General features: G+C 41.2%; 32 protein-coding genes. All 32 read right to left on the bottom strand.

Annotation, left to right across the window (positions count from 1 at the left end; genetic code table 11):
- Positions 1-9: 9 nt before the first annotated feature.
- Positions 10-2,673, bottom strand: a complete 2,664-nt coding sequence (alaS, locus tag J7R12_RS05570; RefSeq protein ID WP_126603490.1) for an alanine--tRNA ligase — start codon at positions 2,671-2,673, stop codon at positions 10-12.
- Between the two features lie 194 nt (positions 2,674-2,867).
- On the bottom strand, positions 2,868-3,911 hold the full coding sequence (recA, locus tag J7R12_RS05565) for a recombinase RecA (RefSeq protein WP_126603491.1): 1,044 nt from the start codon (positions 3,909-3,911) through the stop codon (positions 2,868-2,870).
- A 269-nt stretch (positions 3,912-4,180) separates the two neighbouring features.
- Positions 4,181-5,500, bottom strand: a complete 1,320-nt coding sequence (locus J7R12_RS05560; protein ID WP_126603492.1) for a replication-associated recombination protein A — start codon at positions 5,498-5,500, stop codon at positions 4,181-4,183.
- A 9-nt stretch (positions 5,501-5,509) separates the two neighbouring features.
- Positions 5,510-6,904, bottom strand: a complete 1,395-nt coding sequence (locus J7R12_RS05555) for a DegQ family serine endoprotease (protein ID WP_126603493.1) — start codon at positions 6,902-6,904, stop codon at positions 5,510-5,512.
- 273 nt (positions 6,905-7,177) lie between these two features.
- On the bottom strand, positions 7,178-7,606 hold the full coding sequence (rplQ, locus tag J7R12_RS05550; protein ID WP_126603494.1) for a 50S ribosomal protein L17: 429 nt from the start codon (positions 7,604-7,606) through the stop codon (positions 7,178-7,180).
- A gap of 32 nt (positions 7,607-7,638) precedes the next feature.
- On the bottom strand, positions 7,639-8,652 hold the full coding sequence (locus J7R12_RS05545; protein ID WP_126603495.1) for a DNA-directed RNA polymerase subunit alpha: 1,014 nt from the start codon (positions 8,650-8,652) through the stop codon (positions 7,639-7,641).
- Positions 8,653-8,745: 93 nt separating this feature from the next.
- Positions 8,746-9,135 carry a 30S ribosomal protein S11 gene (rpsK, locus tag J7R12_RS05540; RefSeq protein ID WP_004861909.1) on the bottom strand — a complete coding sequence of 130 codons (390 nt, stop codon included), beginning with the start codon at positions 9,133-9,135 and terminating at the stop codon, positions 8,746-8,748.
- 124 nt (positions 9,136-9,259) lie between these two features.
- Complete coding sequence (rpsM, locus tag J7R12_RS05535) at positions 9,260-9,628, bottom strand: 30S ribosomal protein S13 (protein WP_126603496.1); 369 nt, start codon at positions 9,626-9,628, stop codon at positions 9,260-9,262.
- Between the two features lie 176 nt (positions 9,629-9,804).
- Positions 9,805-10,383 carry an adenylate kinase gene (locus tag J7R12_RS05530; RefSeq protein ID WP_126603497.1) on the bottom strand — a complete coding sequence of 193 codons (579 nt, stop codon included), beginning with the start codon at positions 10,381-10,383 and terminating at the stop codon, positions 9,805-9,807.
- Positions 10,380-11,726, bottom strand: a complete 1,347-nt coding sequence (gene secY, locus J7R12_RS05525) for a preprotein translocase subunit SecY (protein WP_126603498.1) — start codon at positions 11,724-11,726, stop codon at positions 10,380-10,382. Before secY ends, J7R12_RS05530 begins: the two co-directional genes overlap by 4 nt.
- Before the next feature lie 166 nt (positions 11,727-11,892).
- Positions 11,893-12,360, bottom strand: coding sequence for a 50S ribosomal protein L15 (gene rplO / locus J7R12_RS05520; protein ID WP_126603499.1), 468 nt, complete (start codon positions 12,358-12,360; stop codon positions 11,893-11,895).
- A gap of 20 nt (positions 12,361-12,380) precedes the next feature.
- Entirely contained in the window at positions 12,381-12,587 is a 207-nt protein-coding gene (gene rpmD, locus J7R12_RS05515) for a 50S ribosomal protein L30 (RefSeq protein WP_126603500.1), read from the bottom strand.
- 31 nt (positions 12,588-12,618) lie between these two features.
- Positions 12,619-13,167 (bottom strand): 30S ribosomal protein S5, encoded by a 549-nt coding sequence (gene rpsE / locus J7R12_RS05510; RefSeq protein ID WP_010705121.1) that lies wholly within the window; start codon positions 13,165-13,167, stop codon positions 12,619-12,621.
- Positions 13,168-13,275: 108 nt separating this feature from the next.
- Positions 13,276-13,638: a 50S ribosomal protein L18 gene (gene rplR / locus J7R12_RS05505; protein WP_126603501.1), complete on the bottom strand. Its 363-nt coding sequence runs from the start codon at positions 13,636-13,638 to the stop codon at positions 13,276-13,278.
- Positions 13,639-13,650: 12 nt separating this feature from the next.
- A complete protein-coding gene (gene rplF, locus J7R12_RS05500) occupies positions 13,651-14,184 on the bottom strand; it encodes a 50S ribosomal protein L6 (RefSeq protein ID WP_126603502.1) in 534 nt (177 codons plus the stop codon).
- Positions 14,185-14,222: 38 nt separating this feature from the next.
- Positions 14,223-14,621, bottom strand: a complete 399-nt coding sequence (rpsH, locus tag J7R12_RS05495; protein WP_126603503.1) for a 30S ribosomal protein S8 — start codon at positions 14,619-14,621, stop codon at positions 14,223-14,225.
- 15 nt (positions 14,622-14,636) lie between these two features.
- Complete coding sequence (gene rpsN / locus J7R12_RS05490; protein ID WP_126603504.1) at positions 14,637-14,942, bottom strand: 30S ribosomal protein S14; 306 nt, start codon at positions 14,940-14,942, stop codon at positions 14,637-14,639.
- A gap of 24 nt (positions 14,943-14,966) precedes the next feature.
- Positions 14,967-15,524 (bottom strand): 50S ribosomal protein L5, encoded by a 558-nt coding sequence (gene rplE / locus J7R12_RS05485; protein ID WP_004861875.1) that lies wholly within the window; start codon positions 15,522-15,524, stop codon positions 14,967-14,969.
- Entirely contained in the window at positions 15,517-15,831 is a 315-nt protein-coding gene (gene rplX, locus J7R12_RS05480; protein ID WP_004861873.1) for a 50S ribosomal protein L24, read from the bottom strand. The genes rplE and rplX overlap by 8 nt, the downstream gene beginning before the upstream one ends.
- Before the next feature lie 12 nt (positions 15,832-15,843).
- Positions 15,844-16,212, bottom strand: coding sequence for a 50S ribosomal protein L14 (rplN, locus tag J7R12_RS05475; RefSeq protein ID WP_004859184.1), 369 nt, complete (start codon positions 16,210-16,212; stop codon positions 15,844-15,846).
- 145 nt (positions 16,213-16,357) lie between these two features.
- Positions 16,358-16,597 carry a 30S ribosomal protein S17 gene (gene rpsQ / locus J7R12_RS05470; RefSeq protein ID WP_010705114.1) on the bottom strand — a complete coding sequence of 80 codons (240 nt, stop codon included), beginning with the start codon at positions 16,595-16,597 and terminating at the stop codon, positions 16,358-16,360.
- An 11-nt stretch (positions 16,598-16,608) separates the two neighbouring features.
- Positions 16,609-16,809 carry a 50S ribosomal protein L29 gene (gene rpmC / locus J7R12_RS05465; RefSeq protein ID WP_010705113.1) on the bottom strand — a complete coding sequence of 67 codons (201 nt, stop codon included), beginning with the start codon at positions 16,807-16,809 and terminating at the stop codon, positions 16,609-16,611.
- Positions 16,810-16,821: 12 nt separating this feature from the next.
- Complete coding sequence (rplP, locus tag J7R12_RS05460; protein WP_004861866.1) at positions 16,822-17,235, bottom strand: 50S ribosomal protein L16; 414 nt, start codon at positions 17,233-17,235, stop codon at positions 16,822-16,824.
- Between the two features lie 36 nt (positions 17,236-17,271).
- Positions 17,272-17,982 carry a 30S ribosomal protein S3 gene (gene rpsC / locus J7R12_RS05455; protein ID WP_004861864.1) on the bottom strand — a complete coding sequence of 237 codons (711 nt, stop codon included), beginning with the start codon at positions 17,980-17,982 and terminating at the stop codon, positions 17,272-17,274.
- Positions 17,982-18,371: a 50S ribosomal protein L22 gene (gene rplV / locus J7R12_RS05450; protein WP_126603505.1), complete on the bottom strand. Its 390-nt coding sequence runs from the start codon at positions 18,369-18,371 to the stop codon at positions 17,982-17,984. The genes rpsC and rplV overlap by 1 nt, the downstream gene beginning before the upstream one ends.
- A 2-nt stretch (positions 18,372-18,373) precedes the next feature.
- A complete protein-coding gene (gene rpsS, locus J7R12_RS05445; RefSeq protein WP_004855734.1) occupies positions 18,374-18,652 on the bottom strand; it encodes a 30S ribosomal protein S19 in 279 nt (92 codons plus the stop codon).
- A 15-nt stretch (positions 18,653-18,667) separates the two neighbouring features.
- A complete protein-coding gene (gene rplB / locus J7R12_RS05440) occupies positions 18,668-19,501 on the bottom strand; it encodes a 50S ribosomal protein L2 (RefSeq protein WP_126603506.1) in 834 nt (277 codons plus the stop codon).
- Between the two features lie 21 nt (positions 19,502-19,522).
- Positions 19,523-19,816, bottom strand: a complete 294-nt coding sequence (locus J7R12_RS05435; RefSeq protein ID WP_126603507.1) for a 50S ribosomal protein L23 — start codon at positions 19,814-19,816, stop codon at positions 19,523-19,525.
- The gene (gene rplD / locus J7R12_RS05430) at positions 19,813-20,433 is read right to left on the bottom strand and encodes a 50S ribosomal protein L4 (RefSeq protein WP_126604044.1); all 621 of its coding nucleotides are present in this window, start codon (positions 20,431-20,433) and stop codon (positions 19,813-19,815) included. The genes J7R12_RS05435 and rplD overlap by 4 nt, the downstream gene beginning before the upstream one ends.
- Positions 20,433-21,173, bottom strand: coding sequence for a 50S ribosomal protein L3 (rplC, locus tag J7R12_RS05425; protein ID WP_015399172.1), 741 nt, complete (start codon positions 21,171-21,173; stop codon positions 20,433-20,435). Before rplC ends, rplD begins: the two co-directional genes overlap by 1 nt.
- Before the next feature lie 27 nt (positions 21,174-21,200).
- A complete protein-coding gene (rpsJ, locus tag J7R12_RS05420; protein WP_004855744.1) occupies positions 21,201-21,509 on the bottom strand; it encodes a 30S ribosomal protein S10 in 309 nt (102 codons plus the stop codon).
- A gap of 65 nt (positions 21,510-21,574) precedes the next feature.
- A partial coding sequence (locus J7R12_RS05415; RefSeq protein WP_455708587.1) for an EF-Tu C-terminal domain-related protein occupies positions 21,575-21,711 on the bottom strand: 137 nt, incomplete at its 5' end.

Here is a 21,711-nt window from a genome sequence, read left to right as displayed (position 1 = left end):
AATCAGAAATTATCTTTCAAGAAAATCTTTTAGTGCCGTAAGTGCCTCACCAGCCTTCTTCCCATCAGGACCACCAGCCTGCGCCATATCAGGACGTCCACCACCACCTTGACCACCAAGAACACCTGAAAGAATACGCACCAAATCAACAGCATTCAATCTATGAGTTAAATCATCTGTCACACCAACAACAGCACTTCCCTTGCCATCCTCTGAAACAGAGATAAAAGCAACTATCCCAGATCCAATCTGTTTTTTTCCAGAATCCGCTAACGCCTTAAGATCTCGCGATGAAATATTTTGAACAACACGTCCCATGAAAGAAATGCCATTGATGATGGTAACATCTTCTTGACCACCTTGTACCGTCCCACCACTCAACACTATTTTCTTGCGTACATCATTCAAGTCTTTTTCAAGTTTGCGACGATCATCAAGTAAAATTCGAACCCGTTCTTCCACATCAACAAAAGAAGCTTTTAAAAGATGAGCAATTTTATGGATACGTTCATCTTGGCAAGTAAGATAAAGACGCGCTGCTGTACCTGTCAAGGCTTCAATACGACGAACCCCTGCTGCTACAGAACTTTCAGAAACGATATGAATCAAACCAATATCTCCTGTTCTCTCCACATGCGTCCCACCACAAAGCTCAATTGACCAATTCTTTTTTAATCCTGTTTGCTCAAGCTGGTTTCCCATAGAAACAACACGTACTTCATCACCATATTTTTCACCAAATAACGCCATTGCCCCTTCAGAAATTGCTTCATCCACAAGCATGAGACGTGTTGTTACCTCACTATTTTGTAAAACAATATCATTTGCTAAATCTTCTATTGTTTTCAATTCTTCTGAAGCAATGGGTTTTGGATGAGAAAAATCAAAACGCAACCGATCCGGCGATACAAAAGAGCCCTTTTGAGTAACATGGTCCCCCAATACTTGACGTAAAGCTTCATGTAATAAATGGGTAGCCGAATGGTTCGCACGAATTTTCTTACGACGAACAGAATCAACAATGAGTTCTACACAATCAGACGTTTTTGCCTGACCAGACTTCACTTCTCCAATATGAACAAAAACACCATCAGCTTTTTTTTGAGTATCATGCACCTCAAAAACAAAATTTTCACCAGAAATGATACCACTATCACCAATCTGTCCACCGGACTCGCCATAAAAAGGCGTCTGATTCACAACAAGAACAGCTTTCTGCCCTGAAGAAATATGATCAACAATATGACCATCACGCACAAGAGCTGTAAGAATACCTTCAGCTTTTTCTGTTTCATAACCTAAAAATTCTGTGGCTCCTACTTTCTCACGAACAGAAAACCAGATCTTTTCTGTTACCGTTTCACCAGAACCAGACCAATTGGCACGCGCTTCCTCTTTTTGACGCTCCATCGCTTTATCAAAAGCATCAACATCAACAGATATTCCCCGACACCGAAGAGCATCTTGCGTCAAATCAAGCGGAAAACCATATGTATCATAAAGTTTAAAAGCAATTTCACCACTAAAACAATTTCCTTCTTTAAGATTGGCACTGGCTTCATTCAACAAACCAAGCCCTCGTTCAAGAGTTTTACGAAAACGGATTTCTTCTAACTTTAAAATTTCTGAAATCAAAGATTCAGCTCGCACCAATTCAGGATAAGCTTGTCCCATTTCGTGAATTAAAGCGGGCAAAAGACGCCACATTAAAGGTTCTTTAGTGCCAAGAAGATGAGCATGACGCATAGCACGACGCATAATACGACGTAAAACATATCCCCTTCCTTCATTGGAAGGAAGAACACCATCAGCAATCAAAAATGCACATGAGCGAAGATGGTCAGCAATCACACGATGGCTTGCAATAAAGTTACCCGTTGCCTTAACGCCTGTTATCTCTTGTGAGGCATGTATTAATGCACGAAAAAGATCAATATCATAATTATCATGAACCCCCTGTAAAACAGCAGCAATGCGCTCTAACCCCATGCCTGTATCAATAGAAGGATGAGGCAATTCAACACGCTCTTCCTTAGCCACCTGTTCATACTGCATAAAGACAAGATTCCAAATCTCAATAAAGCGATCACCATCTTCTTCCATACTTCCAGGCGGCCCTCCCCAGATTTTATCACCGTGATCATAAAAAATCTCCGAACAAGGACCGCAAGGGCCTGTATCTCCCATTGCCCAAAAATTATCAGCTGTCGCAATACGAACAATTTTTTCATCTGGAAGACCTGAAATTTTCCGCCATAACTCAGCAGCAACATCATCACTATGATAAACCGTCACTAACAGTTTTTCTTTTGGAAGACGAAATTCCTTTGTTAAAAGGTTCCAAGATAAAAAAATGGCTTCTTCTTTGAAATAATCACCAAAAGAAAAATTCCCCAACATTTCAAAAAATGTATGATGGCGTGCTGTATAACCAACATTATCAAGATCATTATGCTTTCCACCAGCACGAACACATTTTTGTGCCGTTGCTGCTTGTTTATAAGAACGCTGTTCAAGCCCAGTAAAAACATTTTTAAACTGCACCATTCCTGCATTTGTAAACATGAGGGTAGGATCATTACGTGGAACAAGTGGACTTGAAGGAAGAACTTTATGCCCATTAAGATGAAAATAATCTAGGAAAGTTGACCGTATGCTATTAACGCTATTCATATTGACACCTGCAGAGTACAGCCCAAAACTATAAAAGCACCCCCCTCCCTCATTAAATATCCTCTTTAGCACTCTTAGAGTTCATTTAATCAAAAAGTGGAATGTTTGTTCAAAAAAAGTTGGAGAATAAGCGATTTTATACTTTAAAACTCTAACAAATAAAAACAGAAAAAAAACTCATAAAGAAATCACACTTAAATTATGTCATCGCTTTCTATATTTTCTGACCCTACATTTTCTAACAATTCAATCGCAATCAAACCTGCATTTTGGCGCAAAGCCGTTTCAATTTCTGTAGCTATTTCTGCATGTTCACGTAAAAACTGCTTTGCATTCTCACGCCCCTGCCCTAAACGCTGAGAATTATAAGAAAACCATGCACCAGATTTTTCCACAATGCCAACTTTAACACCCAAATCGATCAATTCGCCTACTTTAGAAATGCCTTCACCATAAATAATATCAAATTCAACTTGTTTGAATGGAGGTGCCAGCTTATTTTTCACTACTTTAACGCGCGTCTGATTCCCAACGATTGCATCCCTATCTTTAATGGATCCAATACGACGAATATCTAAACGAACAGAAGCATAAAACTTTAAAGCGTTTCCACCTGTTGTCGTTTCAGGAGAACCAAACATCACACCAATTTTCATGCGAATTTGATTAATAAAGATAACCATACAGTTAGAGCGAAAAATTGCGGCTGTTAATTTTCGTAATGCTTTACTCATTAACCGAGCTTGCAAACCGGGCAAAGCATCACCCATTTCACCATCAATTTCCGCACGCGGTGTCAAAGCTGCCACTGAATCAACAACAAGCACATCAACTGCACCAGAACGGACAAGTGTCTCTGTAATTTCCAATGCCTGTTCACCGGTATCCGGTTGAGAAATAAATAAATTTTCTAAATCAACACCAAGTTTACGTGCATAAATAGGATCAAGAGCATGCTCAGCATCAATAAAAGCACAGATTCCACCAATTTTCTGTGCTTCAGCAATAGCGTGCAGAGCTAGTGTTGTCTTTCCAGAACTTTCTGGTCCATAAATCTCAACAATCCGCCCCTTCGGTAATCCACCAACACCTAAAGCAATATCCAAAGATAATGAACCTGTTGGGATTGTCTCAATTTCAACGACCTGCTCTTTTTGCCCAAGTCGCATAATTGAGCCCTTGCCGAAAGAGCGTTCAATTTGTGAGAGAGCTGCATCGAGAGCTTTTGCTTTATCCACGATAATATCCTTAATCGATTCACAATAATCCAGTGTTTAGTGTACACTGTTATTTTAGCTTAACTAAAGTCTTGAATTAAGATTTTCACAGACTATTTCCATTTGCATTCTCATATTGTATCTTCAATATATTTGTATCTTCAATATATCATCCCTATAAAAGAAAGAAGGTATATTCCTTATGTTATGAACATGATATGCTCCCCCCATATAAAGGGGAAAACCTAGTATAGTTATATCCCGCCTCTATAAAAGAAACAATTTAAATTTTATTTTTGATGAGCTCGTTTTTGGCGCAATTTCTTCCACCACTCAAGACGCTTTGCAATCTCACGTTCAAAGCCACGCTCTCGTGGTTTATAATAGCTCTGACGCCCAAGTTTTTCAGGAAAATATTCCTGTCCTGAAAAAGCATCTGGTTCATCATGGTCATAACGATAACCATGTCCATACCCTTCTTCCTTCATAAATTTTGTAGGCGCATTAAGGATGTGTTTAGGGGGAGGCAAAGAACCGTTTTTACGTGCACAATGCAGTGCTGCTTTATAAGCGAGATATGTTGCATTTGATTTTGGTGCAGTCGCAACATAAAGACATGCTTGTGCCAAGGCTAATTCCCCTTCTGGTGATCCCAAATAATCATAAGCATCCTTAGCAGCATTACAAATGACAAGAGCTTGCGGATCTGCCAACCCAACATCTTCAACAGCCATGCGAACCAATCTTCGCCCAATATAGAGAGGATCTTCACCGGCATCAAACATACGAGCTAAATAATAAAGCGCAGCATCAGGATCAGATCCACGAACGGATTTATGCAATGCTGAAATGAGACTATAGTGACCTTCTCGCCCCTTGTCATAAATTGGAGCACGACGTTGAATGATTTTTTGCAACGCAACAGCATCAAATATCTCTCCCGATTGGGCCGTACACCAAACTTCTTCTGCCAATGTTAACGCTGCTCGTGCATCACCATCAGACATCCCGATCAAAACACTTCTGGCCTCATCATCCAAAGGAAGAAGTCTTCCTTCCACTTCTTCTGCACGTTTCAAGAGCATACGCAAACTTTCATTGTCATGTGAAAGAAATGTCAAAACACGTGCACGAGAAAGAAGGGCCGCATTAAGTTCAAATGAAGGATTTTCCGTTGTTGCCCCTATAAGGATAATAGTACCATCTTCCATAACAGGAAGAAAACTATCCTGCTGCGCACGATTAAATCGATGAATTTCGTCGACAAACAAAAGCGTCTGGCCTCCAGACATAAAACGAGTCTGAGCAACTTCAAAAATTTTTTTAAGTTCAGAAACCCCAGTAAAAATGGCAGAAATTTGCTCAAAAGCGAAATTTGTTTCAAGTGCTAACAAGCGTGCAACCGTTGTTTTTCCCGTCCCTGGAGGTCCCCAAAAAATCATAGAATGCATTGAACCGGCTTCCAGCATACGTGAAAGCAATCCCTTTTCTCCAACCAAATGATTTTGTCCTATAACATCATGAAGAGAATGAGGACGCATTCTTTCTGCAAGCGGTTGATTTTTATGAACTTTTCGATCAAAAGATGAAGTAAAAAAATCTTTATTCAAAAAAAAACCTCAGCGAATAAACTGGCGAATATACATACCATCACGTTCATATTCTAATTGCCAAATATTTGGCTGGCCTTGCATCAGAATCTTTTTCAACTGACCAACTGTTTGAATCTTATGGCCATTAACAACACGCAAGATATCTCCTATGCGAAAAATCCCAGCAGCATTGCTCTCTTCATCAAGATTGGAAATCACAACACCTCGTGCAGAGAGAGGAAGACGAAAACGTCGACTATTTTGTGGTGTTAAATCCAATATTTCAGCACCAGCAAGGGGGCTTTCACCAATAATTTTTTCAGATTTCAAAAATGCAGATTCTGGTATTGATGAAACAGTTATTTGTGTTTTTAAAATTTTTCCACTTCGTAAATATTCTAAAATAAGATTATCTCCAATACGAGTTGTCATCAAACGATATCCAAGACCATCTGGATTATCAACACGCACTCCCTGCACACTCAAAATAACATCACCTACCTTCAGACCAGCTTTCCCAGCAGGACTATTTCCTATAACTTCAATAATAAGAGCACCATAGGGGCGTTCTAAACCTAAACCACCAGCAATATCAGGTGTAACATTTTGAAAAGATGCACCAATATAAGGTGGCACAAAATATTTTCCACCACGTTTAACAGTATCAAGCATCACTTTTACAAGATTTGATGGAATAGCAAAACCAATCCCTACAGAACCACCTGAACGCGAATAGATAGCCGTATTAATCCCGATCAACTGCCCTTTCATATCAATTAAAGCTCCACCAGAATTCCCTGGATTAATGGCAGCATCTGTTTGAATAAAAAAGTCAAAATCAGAAATACCAACCCGTGTACGTGCTTGCGCTGAAACAATACCACTTGTAACTGTTTGGCCAACACCAAAAGGATTACCTATTGCTAAGACAAGATCACCAACTTCAACGGCATCAGAATCTCCCAAAGAGAGAATAGGAAACTGTGCACCTTTTGCATTAATTTCAAGAACAGCAATATCTGTTTCTTCATCTCTTAACTTAACCTTACTTTCGAACGCCCGTCCATCAGAAAGAGCAACTTTAATTTCATCTGCATCCTTAATAACGTGGTAATTGGTAACGATCAAACCACGTGCATCAACAATCACCCCTGACCCCAATGATGATTGTCTACGCAAGGGACGATTATTTTGGAAGCGACCAAAAAATTGCTCAAAAAATGGATCTCCTTCAAAAGGTGAACGTGCTCTGATTTGTCGCGCCGCATAAATATTTACAACAGACGGAATAGTTTTTTTAACTAAAGGAGCAAACGAAAGAGTAATTTCTTTTTGTGTTTGTGGAATTTGAGCACACGCGTAACGAAAAGATATCTGTGCCATAATAGCAAAAAAAAGCCCCACCAAAAGAGAATATTTCATAACGCACTCCTAAAAAAACTAAACCACTCTCTCATATTAATAAGATAAGAATTTCTCTCATCCTCCATAAGCTAAGAGTTTTTATTAATATTTACAATGAAGAAGAAAAACAACTATTTGAACAGTAAATATTATAAAAACAAAATAATTCAATATTTTATAATCTTCTCCCTGTATTTATCCTTTAAGAAAAACGAATTCAGCAAGACTCATAAAAAAACCGCCCTTAAAAGGCGGCTCTCTAAAACTTAACAGAAAGAAAACGCACTATCTTTATGAAGAAGCTTCTTTTTCATTTGCAGCACTTTCCGTACGTACACGATCTACAGCGCCCTTCGCATCAACATCCCGATCAACAAACTCTATAACAGCCATGGGAGCATTATCACCGGTACGAAACCCAGCTTTCATAATACGCAAATACCCACCGTTGCGCGATGCATAACGTGGCGCAAGTGTATCGAACAATTTTGCAACTTTACCCGCATCACGAAGTGCTGCAATTGCTTGCCGACGTGCATGCAAACCTCCACGCTTACCGAGTGTAACGAGCTTTTCAACAATAGGACGAATTTCTTTAGCCTTTGGAAGGGTCGTCACAATCTGCTCATGCTCAATCAGCGAAACCGCCATGTTAGCAAACATCGCTTTACGGTGACTGGCAGTCCGGTTCAACTTGCGACCTGACTTACTATGGCGCATGAGTTTTCTCCTTAAATTTCAAATTTTAAATTTTAATACTGATCTTCATAACGTTTAGCAAGATCATCAATATTTTCGGGCGGCCATGCAGAAATTTCCATACCAAGATGTAATCCCATACATGCCAAAACTTCTTTAATCTCGTTTAACGACTTCCGTCCAAAATTCGGTGTCCGAAGCATTTCAGCTTCTGTTTTTTGGATAAGATCACCAATGTAGACAATATTATCATTCTTAAGACAATTTGCCGAACGGACTGAAAGTTCTAATTCATCGACTTTCTTGAGAAGGGCAGGATTAAAAGCAAGCTCCGAATCAGGCTCTTCAACATCTTGCTTCTGTGGTTCCTCAAAATTAACAAATAATGCTAATTGGTCCTGAAGAATACGTGCTGCAAAAGCAACAGCATCTTCTCCATTAACAGCACCATTCGTTTCAATGGTGAGCGTTAACTTATCATAATCCAGCACTTGACCTTCACGCGTATTCTCTACTTTATAAGATACTTTACGAATTGGCGAATAAAGACTGTCAACTGGAATAAGACCTATTCGTGCATCATCAGCACAATTACGATCAGAAGGAACATAACCTTTCCCTGTATTGACAATAAATTCCATACGAATCTCAGCATCTTCATCAAGAGTGCAAATAACATGCTCTGGATTCAGAATTTCCATATCTCCAACAGTATTGATATCTCCAGCTTTTACAACACCAGGACCCTCTTTACAAATGACAACACGTTTAGGTCCCTCTTCTTCCATACGAAGTGCAATTTCTTTGATATTAAGAATAATATCTGTCACATCTTCACGAACACCTGGAATTGACGAAAATTCATGTAACACCCCATCAATCTGCACAGCAGTAATTGCAGCGCCACGAAGCGATGACAATAACACGCGACGAAGTGCATTCCCTAACGTTAAGCCAAAACCACGTTCAAGAGGTTCTGCAACCACGCTTAAAATATTTGGATTATCATGTACACAAAACTCAACCTTATTGGGTTTAATCAGTTCCTGCCAGTTTTTCTGGATCATATTTTTATTCCCGTTCTTTAGTTCCGCTACCATTCAATCGTAACGGCCAATGTGAACATCAGAGAAAGCTCTGACAACAAAAAAAACACCCAATTAAACACGCCGCCTTTTTCGCGGACGACATCCATTATGAGGAATTGGTGTTACATCACGAATGGAAGTAATAACAAAACCAACAGACTGTAATGCACGCAAAGCGGACTCGCGCCCCGATCCAGGGCCACAAACTTCAACTTCTAACGAACGCATACCATGCTCCTGCGCTTTTCTAGCACAATCTTCTGCAGCAACCTGAGCCGCAAAAGGTGTAGATTTACGCGAACCTTTAAACCCTTGAGCACCAGCAGACGACCATGCAATCGCATTTCCCTGCGCATCAGTAATCGTAATCATTGTATTGTTAAATGTTGAATTGATATGAACAACACCTGATGAAATATTTTTGCGTTCGCGACGACGAACACGTGTGGCTTCCTTTGCCATAATCTTCCTTTCAACGATCTCTTCACTGCCGTAACACCAGCAGCTCCACCTTCTTTTTCTTATTAAAAAAACTCAACAAGAAACAGAATACAAAAAAATAAAAACCTTTTTCAAATAAAGACTCTTATTTTTTCTTACCAGCGATTGCCTTAGCTGGCCCCTTACGTGTGCGTGCATTTGTATGTGTACGCTGCCCACGAACAGGCAAAGAACGGCGATGACGCAAACCACGATAGCAACCAAGGTCCATCAAACGTTTAACATTCATAGCAACCTCACGGCGAAGATCCCCTTCAACTTGATAGCCTTGATCTATCGCCTCGCGAATTTGCAATACCTCTGCATCTGAAAGTTCATGCACACGACGCCCCATGGGGATACCAACCTTTTTTATAATTTCTTGGGCAAATTTTGGTCCAATCCCGTGGATATATTGAAGCGCAATAATTACACGCTTATTTGTCGGGATATTGACGCCAGCGATACGAGCCACGCCTATTCTCCTTGGTTATATTGACGATTAGCCATAAAATACCTGATGTACCTTACAGAAAAAATGATCCGGCATAACATATTCCGAATCCTATTATTTCACTGAAATAAATTAAAGTTCTTTTGATAGATTTCATAGAAAAAGTCAACACTTTTCATTTATTTCTAAAAAAATCCTTATTGAAGAAGCTTTCTAATTGCGCGTGACACCTCAGTAATATCAACCATTCCATCAACTATCTTCAATAACCCCTTCTCTGAATAAAATTTTGATAGAGGAACTGTTTTTTCACGATATTCCACTAATCGCTTTGCAAATGCAATAGGGTTATCATCTGAACGGACCTGCTCACCGGCTGCTACTGTTTCCTCAACGCGCTTCTTCATTCGCTCAATCAACACATCTTCATCAATACGCAACTCGATAACAGCATCAAGCTGCATATTTTTTGATTGCAAAATCTGTTGCAATGCTTCTGCCTGTCCCACAGTTCGTGGATACCCATCCAAAACAAAACCGTTTACACAATCACTTTCGTCAATCCGATCTGATACAATTTGATTCACAATGTCATCGGAAACCAAAGCACCAGAGCTCATAATAGCTTTAGCTTTTTTGCCAACTTCCGTTTCTCTGGTAATAACTTCACGCAACATATCACCTGTCGATAACTGAGGGATACGATACTCTTCAGTTAACATTTTAGCTTGAGTACCTTTTCCTGCTCCAGGAGGTCCTAAAAGAATAACTCTCATCGATTCCTTCTACCTCCACGAAGTTTTGACTTTTTAATCAATCCTTCATATTGGTGTGCAACAAGGTATCCCTGAATTTGAGCAACAGTATCAAGTGTCACAGTAACAACAATCAACAAAGATGTGCCCCCAAGATAAAAAGGAACCTGTAGCGCAGAGATCATAAATTCAGGGAGCAAACAAACTAAAATAATATAAATCGCTCCTACAACAGTAATGCGCGTCAAAACATAATCAATATATTCAGCCGTACGTTCACCAGGGCGAATGCCAGGAATAAAACCAGAATGCTTTTTTAATTGATCGGCTGTATCACTTGGATTAAACACAATAGCCGTATAAAAAAAGCAAAAAAATGCCATCAAAAATGCATAAACAATCATATAAAGGGGCTGTCCATGACCAAGGGAATAAGAGATAGCTTGAACCCATTGGGGCATTTTGTCAGAAAAATTATTAACAGTTGCAGGCAACAACAATAAAGAGGAAGCAAAAATTGGTGGAATAACACCAGCTGTATTCAACTTTAAAGGAAGATGTGACATATCACCTTGAAAAATTTGATTACCAACTTGTCGTTTCGGATACTGAATAAGAATTCGCCGTTGCGCACGCTCTACAAAAACAATAACTCCGATAACAAAAACCGCAATAAAAACGATTCCTATTAATAAAAAAGTCGATAAATCAGCCTGACTATGAGCAGTCAAAAGTTGAGCAAAAGTGGAAGGAAGATTAGCAACAATACCTGTAAAAATAATGAGAGAAACCCCATTACCAACACCGCGTGACGTAATTTGTTCACCAAGCCACATCAGAAACATTGTCCCGCCCACAAGCGTAATGACAGAAGAAATACGGAACATAAGCCCCGGTTCCACAACAATTTGAAGCCCTGTTCCTATACCAGATTCAAGCGCAACCGCGATACCAAATGCCTGTAGAATTGCCAACACTACCGTTACATAACGAGTATACTGATTAATAACCTTACGACCGAGTTCCCCTTCTTTTTTAAGAGTTTCCAACGAAGGGATAACTGAAGTTAGCAACTGCACAATAATTGATGCCGATATATAAGGCATAATTCCCAATGCAAAAATTGCCATGCGGCTAACAGCACCTCCAGCAAACATATTAAACAACCCTAAAACACCCGAGGCGTGATGTTCAAATGTTTGCCGTAAAGAATCGATATTAATACCGGGGAGGGAGATATAAGTACCAAAGCGATAAACAAGAAGCGCAGCGAGGGTAAACCAAATGCGTTTTTTCAATTCAGTTGCACGAGAAAAAGTGCTAAAGTTTATATTGGAAGCAAATTGCTCTGCTGCTGATGCCATAAAACCTCTCCCATCCACACTCCAGTTCGTTAAAGCACAGAAGTATAACTTTTAAAATCCATATCGTTATACATAAAAAAATGCAGAACTCAAACAACTCTCCATAAAAGATACTCTAAAGGAAGTATACAAATCTCCTTGGAATATCATTCATATCAAAATAAGCTCATTGAGCAGATTCAAGAAACGTAACCTGCCCCCCAGCTTTTTCAACCTTAACACGAGCAGCTTCAGAACCACCAGAAACATGAACGATAATCTTTGCTTTCAATTCACCATCAGAAAGAAGACGCACCCCATCTTTCACACGACGAATAATACCAGCTTCTTTCAAGGCAATAATATCAATAGGCTTTTCAATATTCAATTTCCCTGCATCAACTGCCAACTGAATACGTCCCAGTGAAACTTCATTGTAAGTTTTGGCAAAAAAATTCCTGAATCCACGTTTCGGTAAACGACGATAGATAGGCATTTGCCCACCTTCAAAACCATTAAGTGAGACACCAGAACGTGATTTTTGCCCCTTTACACCACGACCACCAGTTTTACCGGTACCTGAACCAATACCACGTCCAACACGTTTACGATCTCTTGTTGCGCCTTCGCAATCATGCAGTTCATTGAGTTTCATATTTTATACTCCCGCAACCTTTAATCTTCATCTATAACGCGAACAAGATGCCGAACACGAGCAATCATACCTCGCACACAAAGTGTATCTTCTAAAACACGCCGTCTCCGCATTTTATTTAATCCAAGCCCCTTCAAAGTCGCACGCTGAATCTGCGAATTCCGAATCGGACTCCCAACTTGTTCTACCGTTACAGTTTTGCCACTCTGAGATTTTTTCTGAACCATTTTCTAATTCCTTTTCTGATAATCTCAGAAACTATCCTTCCACATCAACTAAATGCCGACGACGTGCCTGTAAAGTTGAATATTTGATGCCACGTTGAGCTGCAATATCTCTAGGATGCATTTGATGCGCTAAAGCATCAAATGTTGCACGCACCATATTATAAGGATTGGATGACCCCAATGATTTTGCAACAACATCTTGCATACCAAGAGTTTCAAAAATAGCACGCATCGGTCCACCAGCAATAATACCAGTACCAGCAGAAGCTGAACGCAACAAAACACGACCAGCCCCGTGACGACCTTCAAGATCATGATGCAATGTACGCCCAGAGCGAAGCGGAACATAAATCATTCCGCGCTTTGCTGCTTCTGTAGCCTTACGCACAGCCTCTGGTACTTCACGTGCTTTACCATGGCCAAAGCCCACACGACCTTTTTGATCCCCAACAACAACAAGAGCAGCAAAACCAAAACGTCGACCACCCTTTACAACTTTAGCGACACGATTGATATGAACAAGTCTATCGACCAATTCATTTTCACGTTCTTCTCGCTCACCACGTTCTTTCTGTGCCATTCCTCATTCCTTTTTCTTTTCCGGAAGCACGCTAACAAAGTTCCATCATAAATCAGAGGAACTCACACGAAACACCCAAATTACCTTATTAAATAAAAATAAGGCATTTTAGAAGCTCAAACCACCTTCACGAGCAGCTTCAGCCAAAGCTCTTACTCTTCCATGATAAACATATGCCCCACGGTCAAAAACCACCTGATCAACACCCGCTTGCTTTGCACGTTCAGCAATTAACTTACCAACAGCAAAAGCAGCCTCTTTATCAGCACCACTTTTTAACGATTTTTTTAAATCTCCTTCAAGTGTAGATGCCGAAACAAGTGTACATCCACGCACATCATCGATAATTTGAGCATAGATGTTTTGATTTGAACGATAAACGCTAAGCCGCGGACGATCACTAGAAACCATTTTAATTCTACGTCGCACACGCCGCGCACGACGTTGGATAATGTCCTTAGATGAAACCATAATACAAAATCCTTACTTCTTCTTACCTTCTTTACGAAAGATGCGCTCATCTGCATGTTTAATACCCTTACCTTTGTAAGGCTCAGGCCTACGATATTCGCGAATTTCTGCTGCAACTTGCCCAACTTGCTGTTTATCAATTCCAGAAATCACAATTTCTGTAGGTTTAGGAATCGTTACAGTAATCCCAGATGGGACTTTATAAATGACATCGTGAGAAAAACCCAACGATAGCTGAACATCTTTACCCTGCAAAGCGGCACGATAACCAACCCCGTTGATCTCTAGTCGCTTTTCAAAACCATCTTTTACACCACAAAAAATATTTTCAATCATTGAACGCGACATACCCCATTTAGAGCGTGCATCTTTTGACTGATCCCGTGGCGAAACGGATATAAAATTTTCCTCAAACTTCACTAAAACTTCATCATTAACGACGTAGCTCAGTTCACCTTTCGGACCTTTTGCCTTAACCAGCTGTCCTTCAACAGTTGCGGTAACCCCAGAAGGAATTGAAATGGGCTTTTTACCAATACGAGACATTGTTCTAACCTACATTTTTTCTGTTTTCTTAACACTCATTAGAAAACACGACAAAGGAGCTCTCCACCGACATTTTGTTCACGTGCCTCATGATCCGCCATAACTCCCTTAGGAGTTGATAAAATCGAAATACCAAGACCATTTGCCACTTGAGGAAGCGACTTAGCAGAAACATAGACACGGCGACCAGGTTTTGAAACCCGTGAAACTTCACGAATAGCCGCTAATCCTTCAAAATATTTCAACTCGATTTCAATTTCAGACTTCCCATCACCTAAATCGATTTGATTATATCCGCGAATATAACCTTCAGACTGAAGAACATCAAGAACACGTGCACGAAGCTTAGACGCAGGCGTAACCACTTTGTTTTTTTTACGACCAAGTGCATTACGAATACGCGTGAGCATATCACCAAGAGGATCTGACATAGACATTTAAATAATCTCCTCTTACCAACTTGACTTAACAATGCCTGGAATATGGCCTACTGAACCAAGTTCACGCAATGCAATTCGCGACATTTTTAATTTACGATAATAAGCCCGCGGACGCCCTGAAACTTCACAGCGATTACGGACGCGAACTTTTGCAGAATTACGTGGCAACTCTGCCAATTGAACAGAAGCTTTAAAACGCTCTTCGAGAGAAACCTTCTGATCCATAACTATTGCTTTCAAGCGTGCACGACGCGCAGCATAACGCTTTACCATCAGTTCACGACGCTTATTCTTTTCAACGGCACTTACTTTGGCCATAATCTTACCTCGCTACGTTTGCCGTTACGAACGAAAAGGAAAATTAAAAGCACGCAACAACTCACGTGCCTCATCATCCGTTTTTGCTGTCGTACAAACGATAATATCCATGCCCCAAATTTGATCAACTTTATCATAGTTGATTTCTGGAAACACAATGTGCTCTTTAATACCCATAGCAAAATTGCCACGACCATCAAAGCTTTTTGGATTCAGACCACGAAAGTCACGAACCCGTGGAAGCGCAATCGTAACAAGACGATCCAAAAACTCAAACATACGATCTTTACGCAATGTAACTTTAGCTCCAAGTGGCATTCCTTCACGAACTTTAAAGGTCGCAATAGAGTTACGCGCACGGGTAACAACAGCTTTCTGACCTGTTATTAAGCCCAAATCCTCAGCAGCAATAGACGGCTTCTTAGAATCGGCAGTTGCTTCACCAATCCCCATATTAATTACAATTTTATCAACCCGCGGAATTTGCATTACATTTTTGTAATTAAACTTTTCTTGAAGGATTTTACGAACCACTTCAAAATAATGCACCTTCATACGTGGCGTTTGTTTTTCCTCAGCCATTAATCAATTCTCCCGAACGCTTGGCAAAACGAACTTTATTACCATCTGCATTCATACGAAAACCTACACGCGTAGGCTTACCATCTTTAGGGTCAGCAATCGCCAAATTAGAGAGATGAATTGGAGCTTCCTTAGAAACAATTCCAGCTTCTTGCTTTTGCGTTTGACGTTGATGACGTTTAATCATATTAACCCCACGAACAAAAGCTTTATTCTCTTTCGGATTCACCTTAATTACTTCACCACTACATCCTTTATCCTTACCGGATAAAACAACGACTTTATCACCTTTTCGAATCTTTTGCATGACACACACTCCTTATAAGACTTCAGGAGCGAGCGAAATGATCTTCATATGATTCCTACCACGAAGTTCGCGAGGAACTGGTCCAAAGATACGTGTACCGATCGGCTCTTTCTTATTATCTACTAAAACAGCAGCATTTCCATCAAAACGAATAACACTGCCATCTGCGCGACGAATATCTTTAGCAGTACGAACCACTACAGCTTTCATCACATCACCTTTTTTAACACGGCCACGAGGAATAGCATCCTTAACCGAAACAACAATAATGTCGCCGACCGAAGCATATTTTCGCTTTGAACCGCCTAACACCTTGATGCACATGACACGACGGGCACCGGAATTATCGGCAACGTCGAGGTTTGTTTGCATCTGAATCATGACTGGCCACCTTCTCTTAACACTTATATCCGGTCATGTCTCTAACACCCCGGATTTGCCTGCCAAATAACGATAAAGCTATTGCCCTAAATTTACCAATGGAAACAAGTCCACTGTCAAATTTTACAACAATAAACCTAATGAACTACGCTACACTGCTTTTAACAACAATCCAACGTTTATCTTTCGAAATTGGTTTAGATTCCTGAATAGAAATTTGATCCCCAATCTTGAACTGGTTGTTCTCGTCATGCGCCTTATACTTTTTAGACTGCCGAACAGTCTTTTTAAGAAGTGGATGAGAATAACGGCGCTCCACTTTAACAACGACAGTCTTATCGCTCTTGTCACTAACGACAACACCCTGCAAAATGCGTTTAGGCATCTCTTGTTTCCTTAAACCTTACTTTCGTTTATCTTCTGACGAAGAAAAGTTTTAACACGCGCAATATCACGACGAACCTGCCTAACACGTGCAGTCTTTTCTAATTGACCTGTTGCCTTCTGAAAGCGCAAATTAAACTGCTCTTTCTTTAACTTAGCCAATTCATCTTTCATTTGGTCGAGCGTTTGCGCCCGTAATTCTGTGGCTCTCATCGCTTAACCTCTTTATTCAGCAATACGCTGTACGAAACGCGTTTTAATAGGTAATTTTGCAGCACCTAATCTTAATGCTTCACGCGCTACATCTTCAGGAACACCATCAAGCTCAAACATGACACGCCCAGGCGCAACACGCGTAGCCCAATAATCAACGCTTCCCTTACCCTTACCCATACGGACCTCGGTCGGCTTAGATGTGACCGGAAGATCCGGAAAAATACGAATCCATACACGACCAGAACGTTTCATATAACGCGTAATCGCACGACGCGCTGCCTCAATTTGGCGGGCAGTAATTCTCTCCGGCTCAACAGCCTTCAAACCGTAAGCACCGAAATTCAAATCCGTACCACCTTTCGAAACACCGTGAATACGGCCTTTGAACTGTTTACGGAACTTTGTGCGCTTTGGCTGCAACATTGCTCTCTACTCCAAATTCTAGTTCAATCACAAAAACTAAGCACTTTCGCGGCGACGATTCGATGAAGAACCAGAATGATCAGCCTCCGTAGCACGACGCTCTGAAGCCATCGGATCATGCTCGAGAATCTCACCCTTAAAGACCCACACCTTAACACCACAAATACCATAAGCAGTCTTAGCTTCTGCTGTACCGTAATCAACGTCAGAACGCAAGGTATGAAGTGGAACACGACCTTCACGATACCACTCCATACGAGCAATTTCAGCTCCACCAAGACGACCAGAACAGTTGATACGAATCCCCTCTGCCCCAAGACGCATAGCTGATTGAACTGCCCGCTTCATCGCACGCCGAAAAGCAACACGACGCTCTAACTGCTGAGCAATTGATTGCGCAATAATCGTAGCGTCAATTTCTGGCTTACGAATTTCCACAATATTCAACGATGTCTCAGCATTTGTCATTTCTGAAAGCTTACGGCGAAGCTTTTCAATATCAGCACCCTTTTTACCAATAATCAAACCCGGACGAGCCGAATGAATCGTTACACGACATTTCTTATGAGGACGCTCGATAACAACCTTAGAAATAGCTGCTTGTTTTAACTCTTCAAGCACATATAAGCGAATCTTTAAATCTTCATGAAGAAGACGTCCATACTCACCACTATCAGCATACCAACGGGAATCCCAAGTCCGATTAACTCCAAGACGAAGTCCTATAGGATTGATCTTCTGACCCATTATGCGGCCTCCACTTTTTCGGTAACTTCACGAACAATAATAGTAAGATGCGAAAACGGACGTTCAATCCGACTAGCGCGTCCACGACCACGAACATGGAAACGCTTCATTACTATCGACTTACCAACATAGGCCTCTGCAACAACAAGCGAATCAATATCAAGATCGTGGTTATTCTCTGCATTTGCAATTGCCGATTCAAGAGTTTTTTTCACAGTCCCAGCAACACGTTTACGTGAGAACGTCAAATCAGCGAGTGCCATATTCACTTTCTTACCACGAATCATCGCAGCAACTAAATTAAGCTTTTGCGGACTAACACGAATTGTCCGCGTAACGGCTTTTGCTTCATTATCCTTAAGCTGGCGCGGAACTTTAGCTTTTCCCATTCCTACTTCCTCTTCGCTTTCTTATCTGCACCATGCCCATAATAAGTCCGGGTGGGAGCGAACTCACCAAATTTATGCCCAACCATCTCTTCCGAAACAGAAACAGGAATATGCTTATTGCCGTTGTAAACACCAAAAGTTAAACCAACGAATTGTGGTAAAATAGTAGAGCGACGACTCCATATTTTAATAACTTCATTGCGTCCACTTGCACGAACCTTTTCCGCTTTTCCAAGAAGATAGCCGTCAACAAACGGACCTTTCCAAACTGAACGAACCACTTCAGACTACCTTTCTCATTTCTTGCGCTGATGACGCGTACGCATAATAAACTTATCAGTGGCTTTATTGGAGCGCGTACGCTTACCTTTCGTAGGTTTACCCCAAGGAGACACCGGATGACGCCCCCCTGATGTACGACCTTCACCACCACCATGTGGATGATCAACTGGGTTCATAGCAACACCACGAACATGTGGGCGTTTACCACGCCAACGTGACCGACCTGCCTTACCATCATTAATATTCCCATGATCAGGATTTGAAACAGCACCAACAGTTGCAAAACAACTACTAGACACCAAACGTTGTTCTCCAGAATTCAGACGAAGAATAGCCATCCCCTGATCTCGTCCAACCAATTGCGCATAAGCACCAGCTGAACGCGCAATTTGACCACCCTTACCCGGTTTCATTTCAACATTATGAATAATTGTACCCACCGGCATATTACCAAGTGGCATAGCATTCCCTGGCTTAACATCAACATTTGAACCCGCTATAACCGAATCGCCAACACCAAGACGCTGTGGCGCAAGAATATAGCCTAATTGTCCATCCTCATAGCGAATTAACGCGATAAAGGCAGTCCGATTTGGATCATATTCCAAACGCTCTACTTTTGCAGTCATATCACGTTTAAGACGCTTAAAATCAACAAATCGATAGCTACGCTTATGTCCACCACCTTGAAAACGAGCAGTAACTCGGCCGCGATTATTACGCCCACCCTTCGACGATAAACCTTCAGTTAACGCTTTTACAGGTTTACCTTTATAAAGGCAAGAACGATCTACAATAACAAGTTGACGCTGCCCGGCTGTAGTTGGATTAAAATGCTTAAGTGCCATTATTCTTATCTCCGAGCCTCTTTAAAGACCTGTCGAAACGTCGATAGACTGACCACTGGCCAGTGTCACGATCGCTTTTTTGACATCACTCTGCCGACCAACAACACCCTTGAAACGCTTCACTTTACCCTTGCGGACTATTGTGTTAACCGCTTTAACTTTAACGCTAAAAAGCGCTTCAACAGCAGCTTTAATTTCAGGCTTTGTCGCTTTCGGCGCGACATTAAAAGCAACTTGATTATACTCAGAAATCATAGTCGACTTTTCAGTAATAACTGGACTAACAATTACATCATAATGGCGAAGATCTGTCATTTAAAACGCTCCTCAAGAGCCTCGACAGCTGCTTTTGATAAAACAAGTTTGCTGCGACGCAAAATATCATAAACATTAATCCCCTGAATTGGTAAAACATCAATATTAGGAATATTAGATGCTGCGCGAGAAAAATTAACATCAATCTCTTTGCCACCAACTAAGAGAGCATTAGTGAATCCAAGCTTAGAAAAACTGGAAACAAGCATTTTTGTTTTAGCATCCTTAACACTCAGATCATCAACAACAATTAAATCATTTGCCTTTAATTTTGCTGACAATGCAAGACGCACTCCGAGTGCACGAACCTTTTTAGGAAGATCACACGCATGACTACGAAAAACCGGACCATGCGCCTTACCACCACCTCGAAACTGCGGTGCACGAGCAGATGAGTGTCGAGCACGCCCTGTTCCCTTTTGCTTGAACATCTTTGCCCCTGTTCGTGACACATCAGACCGCCCCTGCGATTGATGTGTTCCCTGCTGACGACGTGCAAGCTGCCAACGAACAACACGTTGCAAAATATCCTCACGCGGAACAAGACCAAAAATACCCTCAGAAACCTTTAACTTACCAGCTTCATTACCATCAAGGGTTTTAACTACAAGATCCATCATTCGGCTCCCTCAGTTTCAGAGGTTTCCATCACTGGAGCAACCATTTCTGTTTTTTCTTTCGCAAGATGGCGAATACCAGCAGGCTTAGGTGCATTATCAGGAAGACGTCTTTTTACAGCATCCCGCACCAAAATCCAAGCGCCCTTAGAGCCAGAAACGGCACCACGCACTAAAAGCAAACCACGTTCAACATCCGTAGAAACAACCTCAATATTCTGTGTTGTTACACGGACCTGTCCCATATGGCCAGCCATTTTTTTACCTTTAAACACCTTACCCGGATCCTGACACTGTCCTGTCGAACCATGAGCACGATGCGTGATTGAGTTACCATGAGAAGCACGATGTCCACCAAAATTATGCCGCTTCATAACACCAGCAAAACCTTTACCAATACTCGTACCTGTCACATCAACCCTCTGCCCCGGAACAAAATGTTCCACTGTAATCTCAGTACCGACATCAAGAAGATTGTCGGGACTTACACGAAACTCCGCTATTTTAGCTTTTGGCTCAACCGAAGCCTTAGCAAAATGCCCACGAAGAGCTTGCGTAGTATTCTTAACCTTGGCAAAGCCTACACCTAGTTGAACAGCAGTATAACCATTCTTCTCAACTGTACGCTGAGCAATAACTTGACAATTCTCCAAACGAAGTACTGTTACCGGTACATGCTCACCAGCTTCATTATAAATACGGGTCATGCCCAGCTTCTGTGCTATTACACCTGAACGCATCGGGTCTGTTCCTTCTGTCCTCAAACCTCAGAGCTTAATCTCTACATCCACACCAGCAGAAAGATCGAGCTTCATAAGCGCATCCACTGTTTGCGGTGTTGGATCAACAATATCAAGAAGACGCTTATGTGTACGCATTTCAAACTGCTCACGACTCTTCTTATCGATGTGCGGCCCACGATTGACTGTAAACTTCTCAATCCGCGTTGGCAGCGGAATAGGACCACGGACATTTGCACCAGTACGCTTAGCAGTCGACACAATCTCACGTGTCGACGCATCAAGAATTCTGTGGTCAAATGCTTTCAAACGAATGCGGATATTTTGACTGTTCATGCTCTTTTATTTCCTTGTCATGCAAAACATCTCTTACAACGAAGACGTTTTTCAATAACCATTCCTTACTCAATGATCTTAGAAACGATACCAGCACCAACAGTACGACCACCTTCACGAATAGCAAAACGAAGCTTTTCTTCCATGGCAATCGGAACTATCAAAGAAACATCCATCGCAACATTATCTCCAGGCATGACCA

The sequence above is a fragment of the Bartonella vinsonii subsp. vinsonii genome (assembly GCF_902825235.1).
GTDB lineage: Bacteria > Pseudomonadota > Alphaproteobacteria > Rhizobiales > Rhizobiaceae > Bartonella > Bartonella vinsonii.
This window is presented reverse-complemented; position numbering and strand designations above follow the sequence as displayed.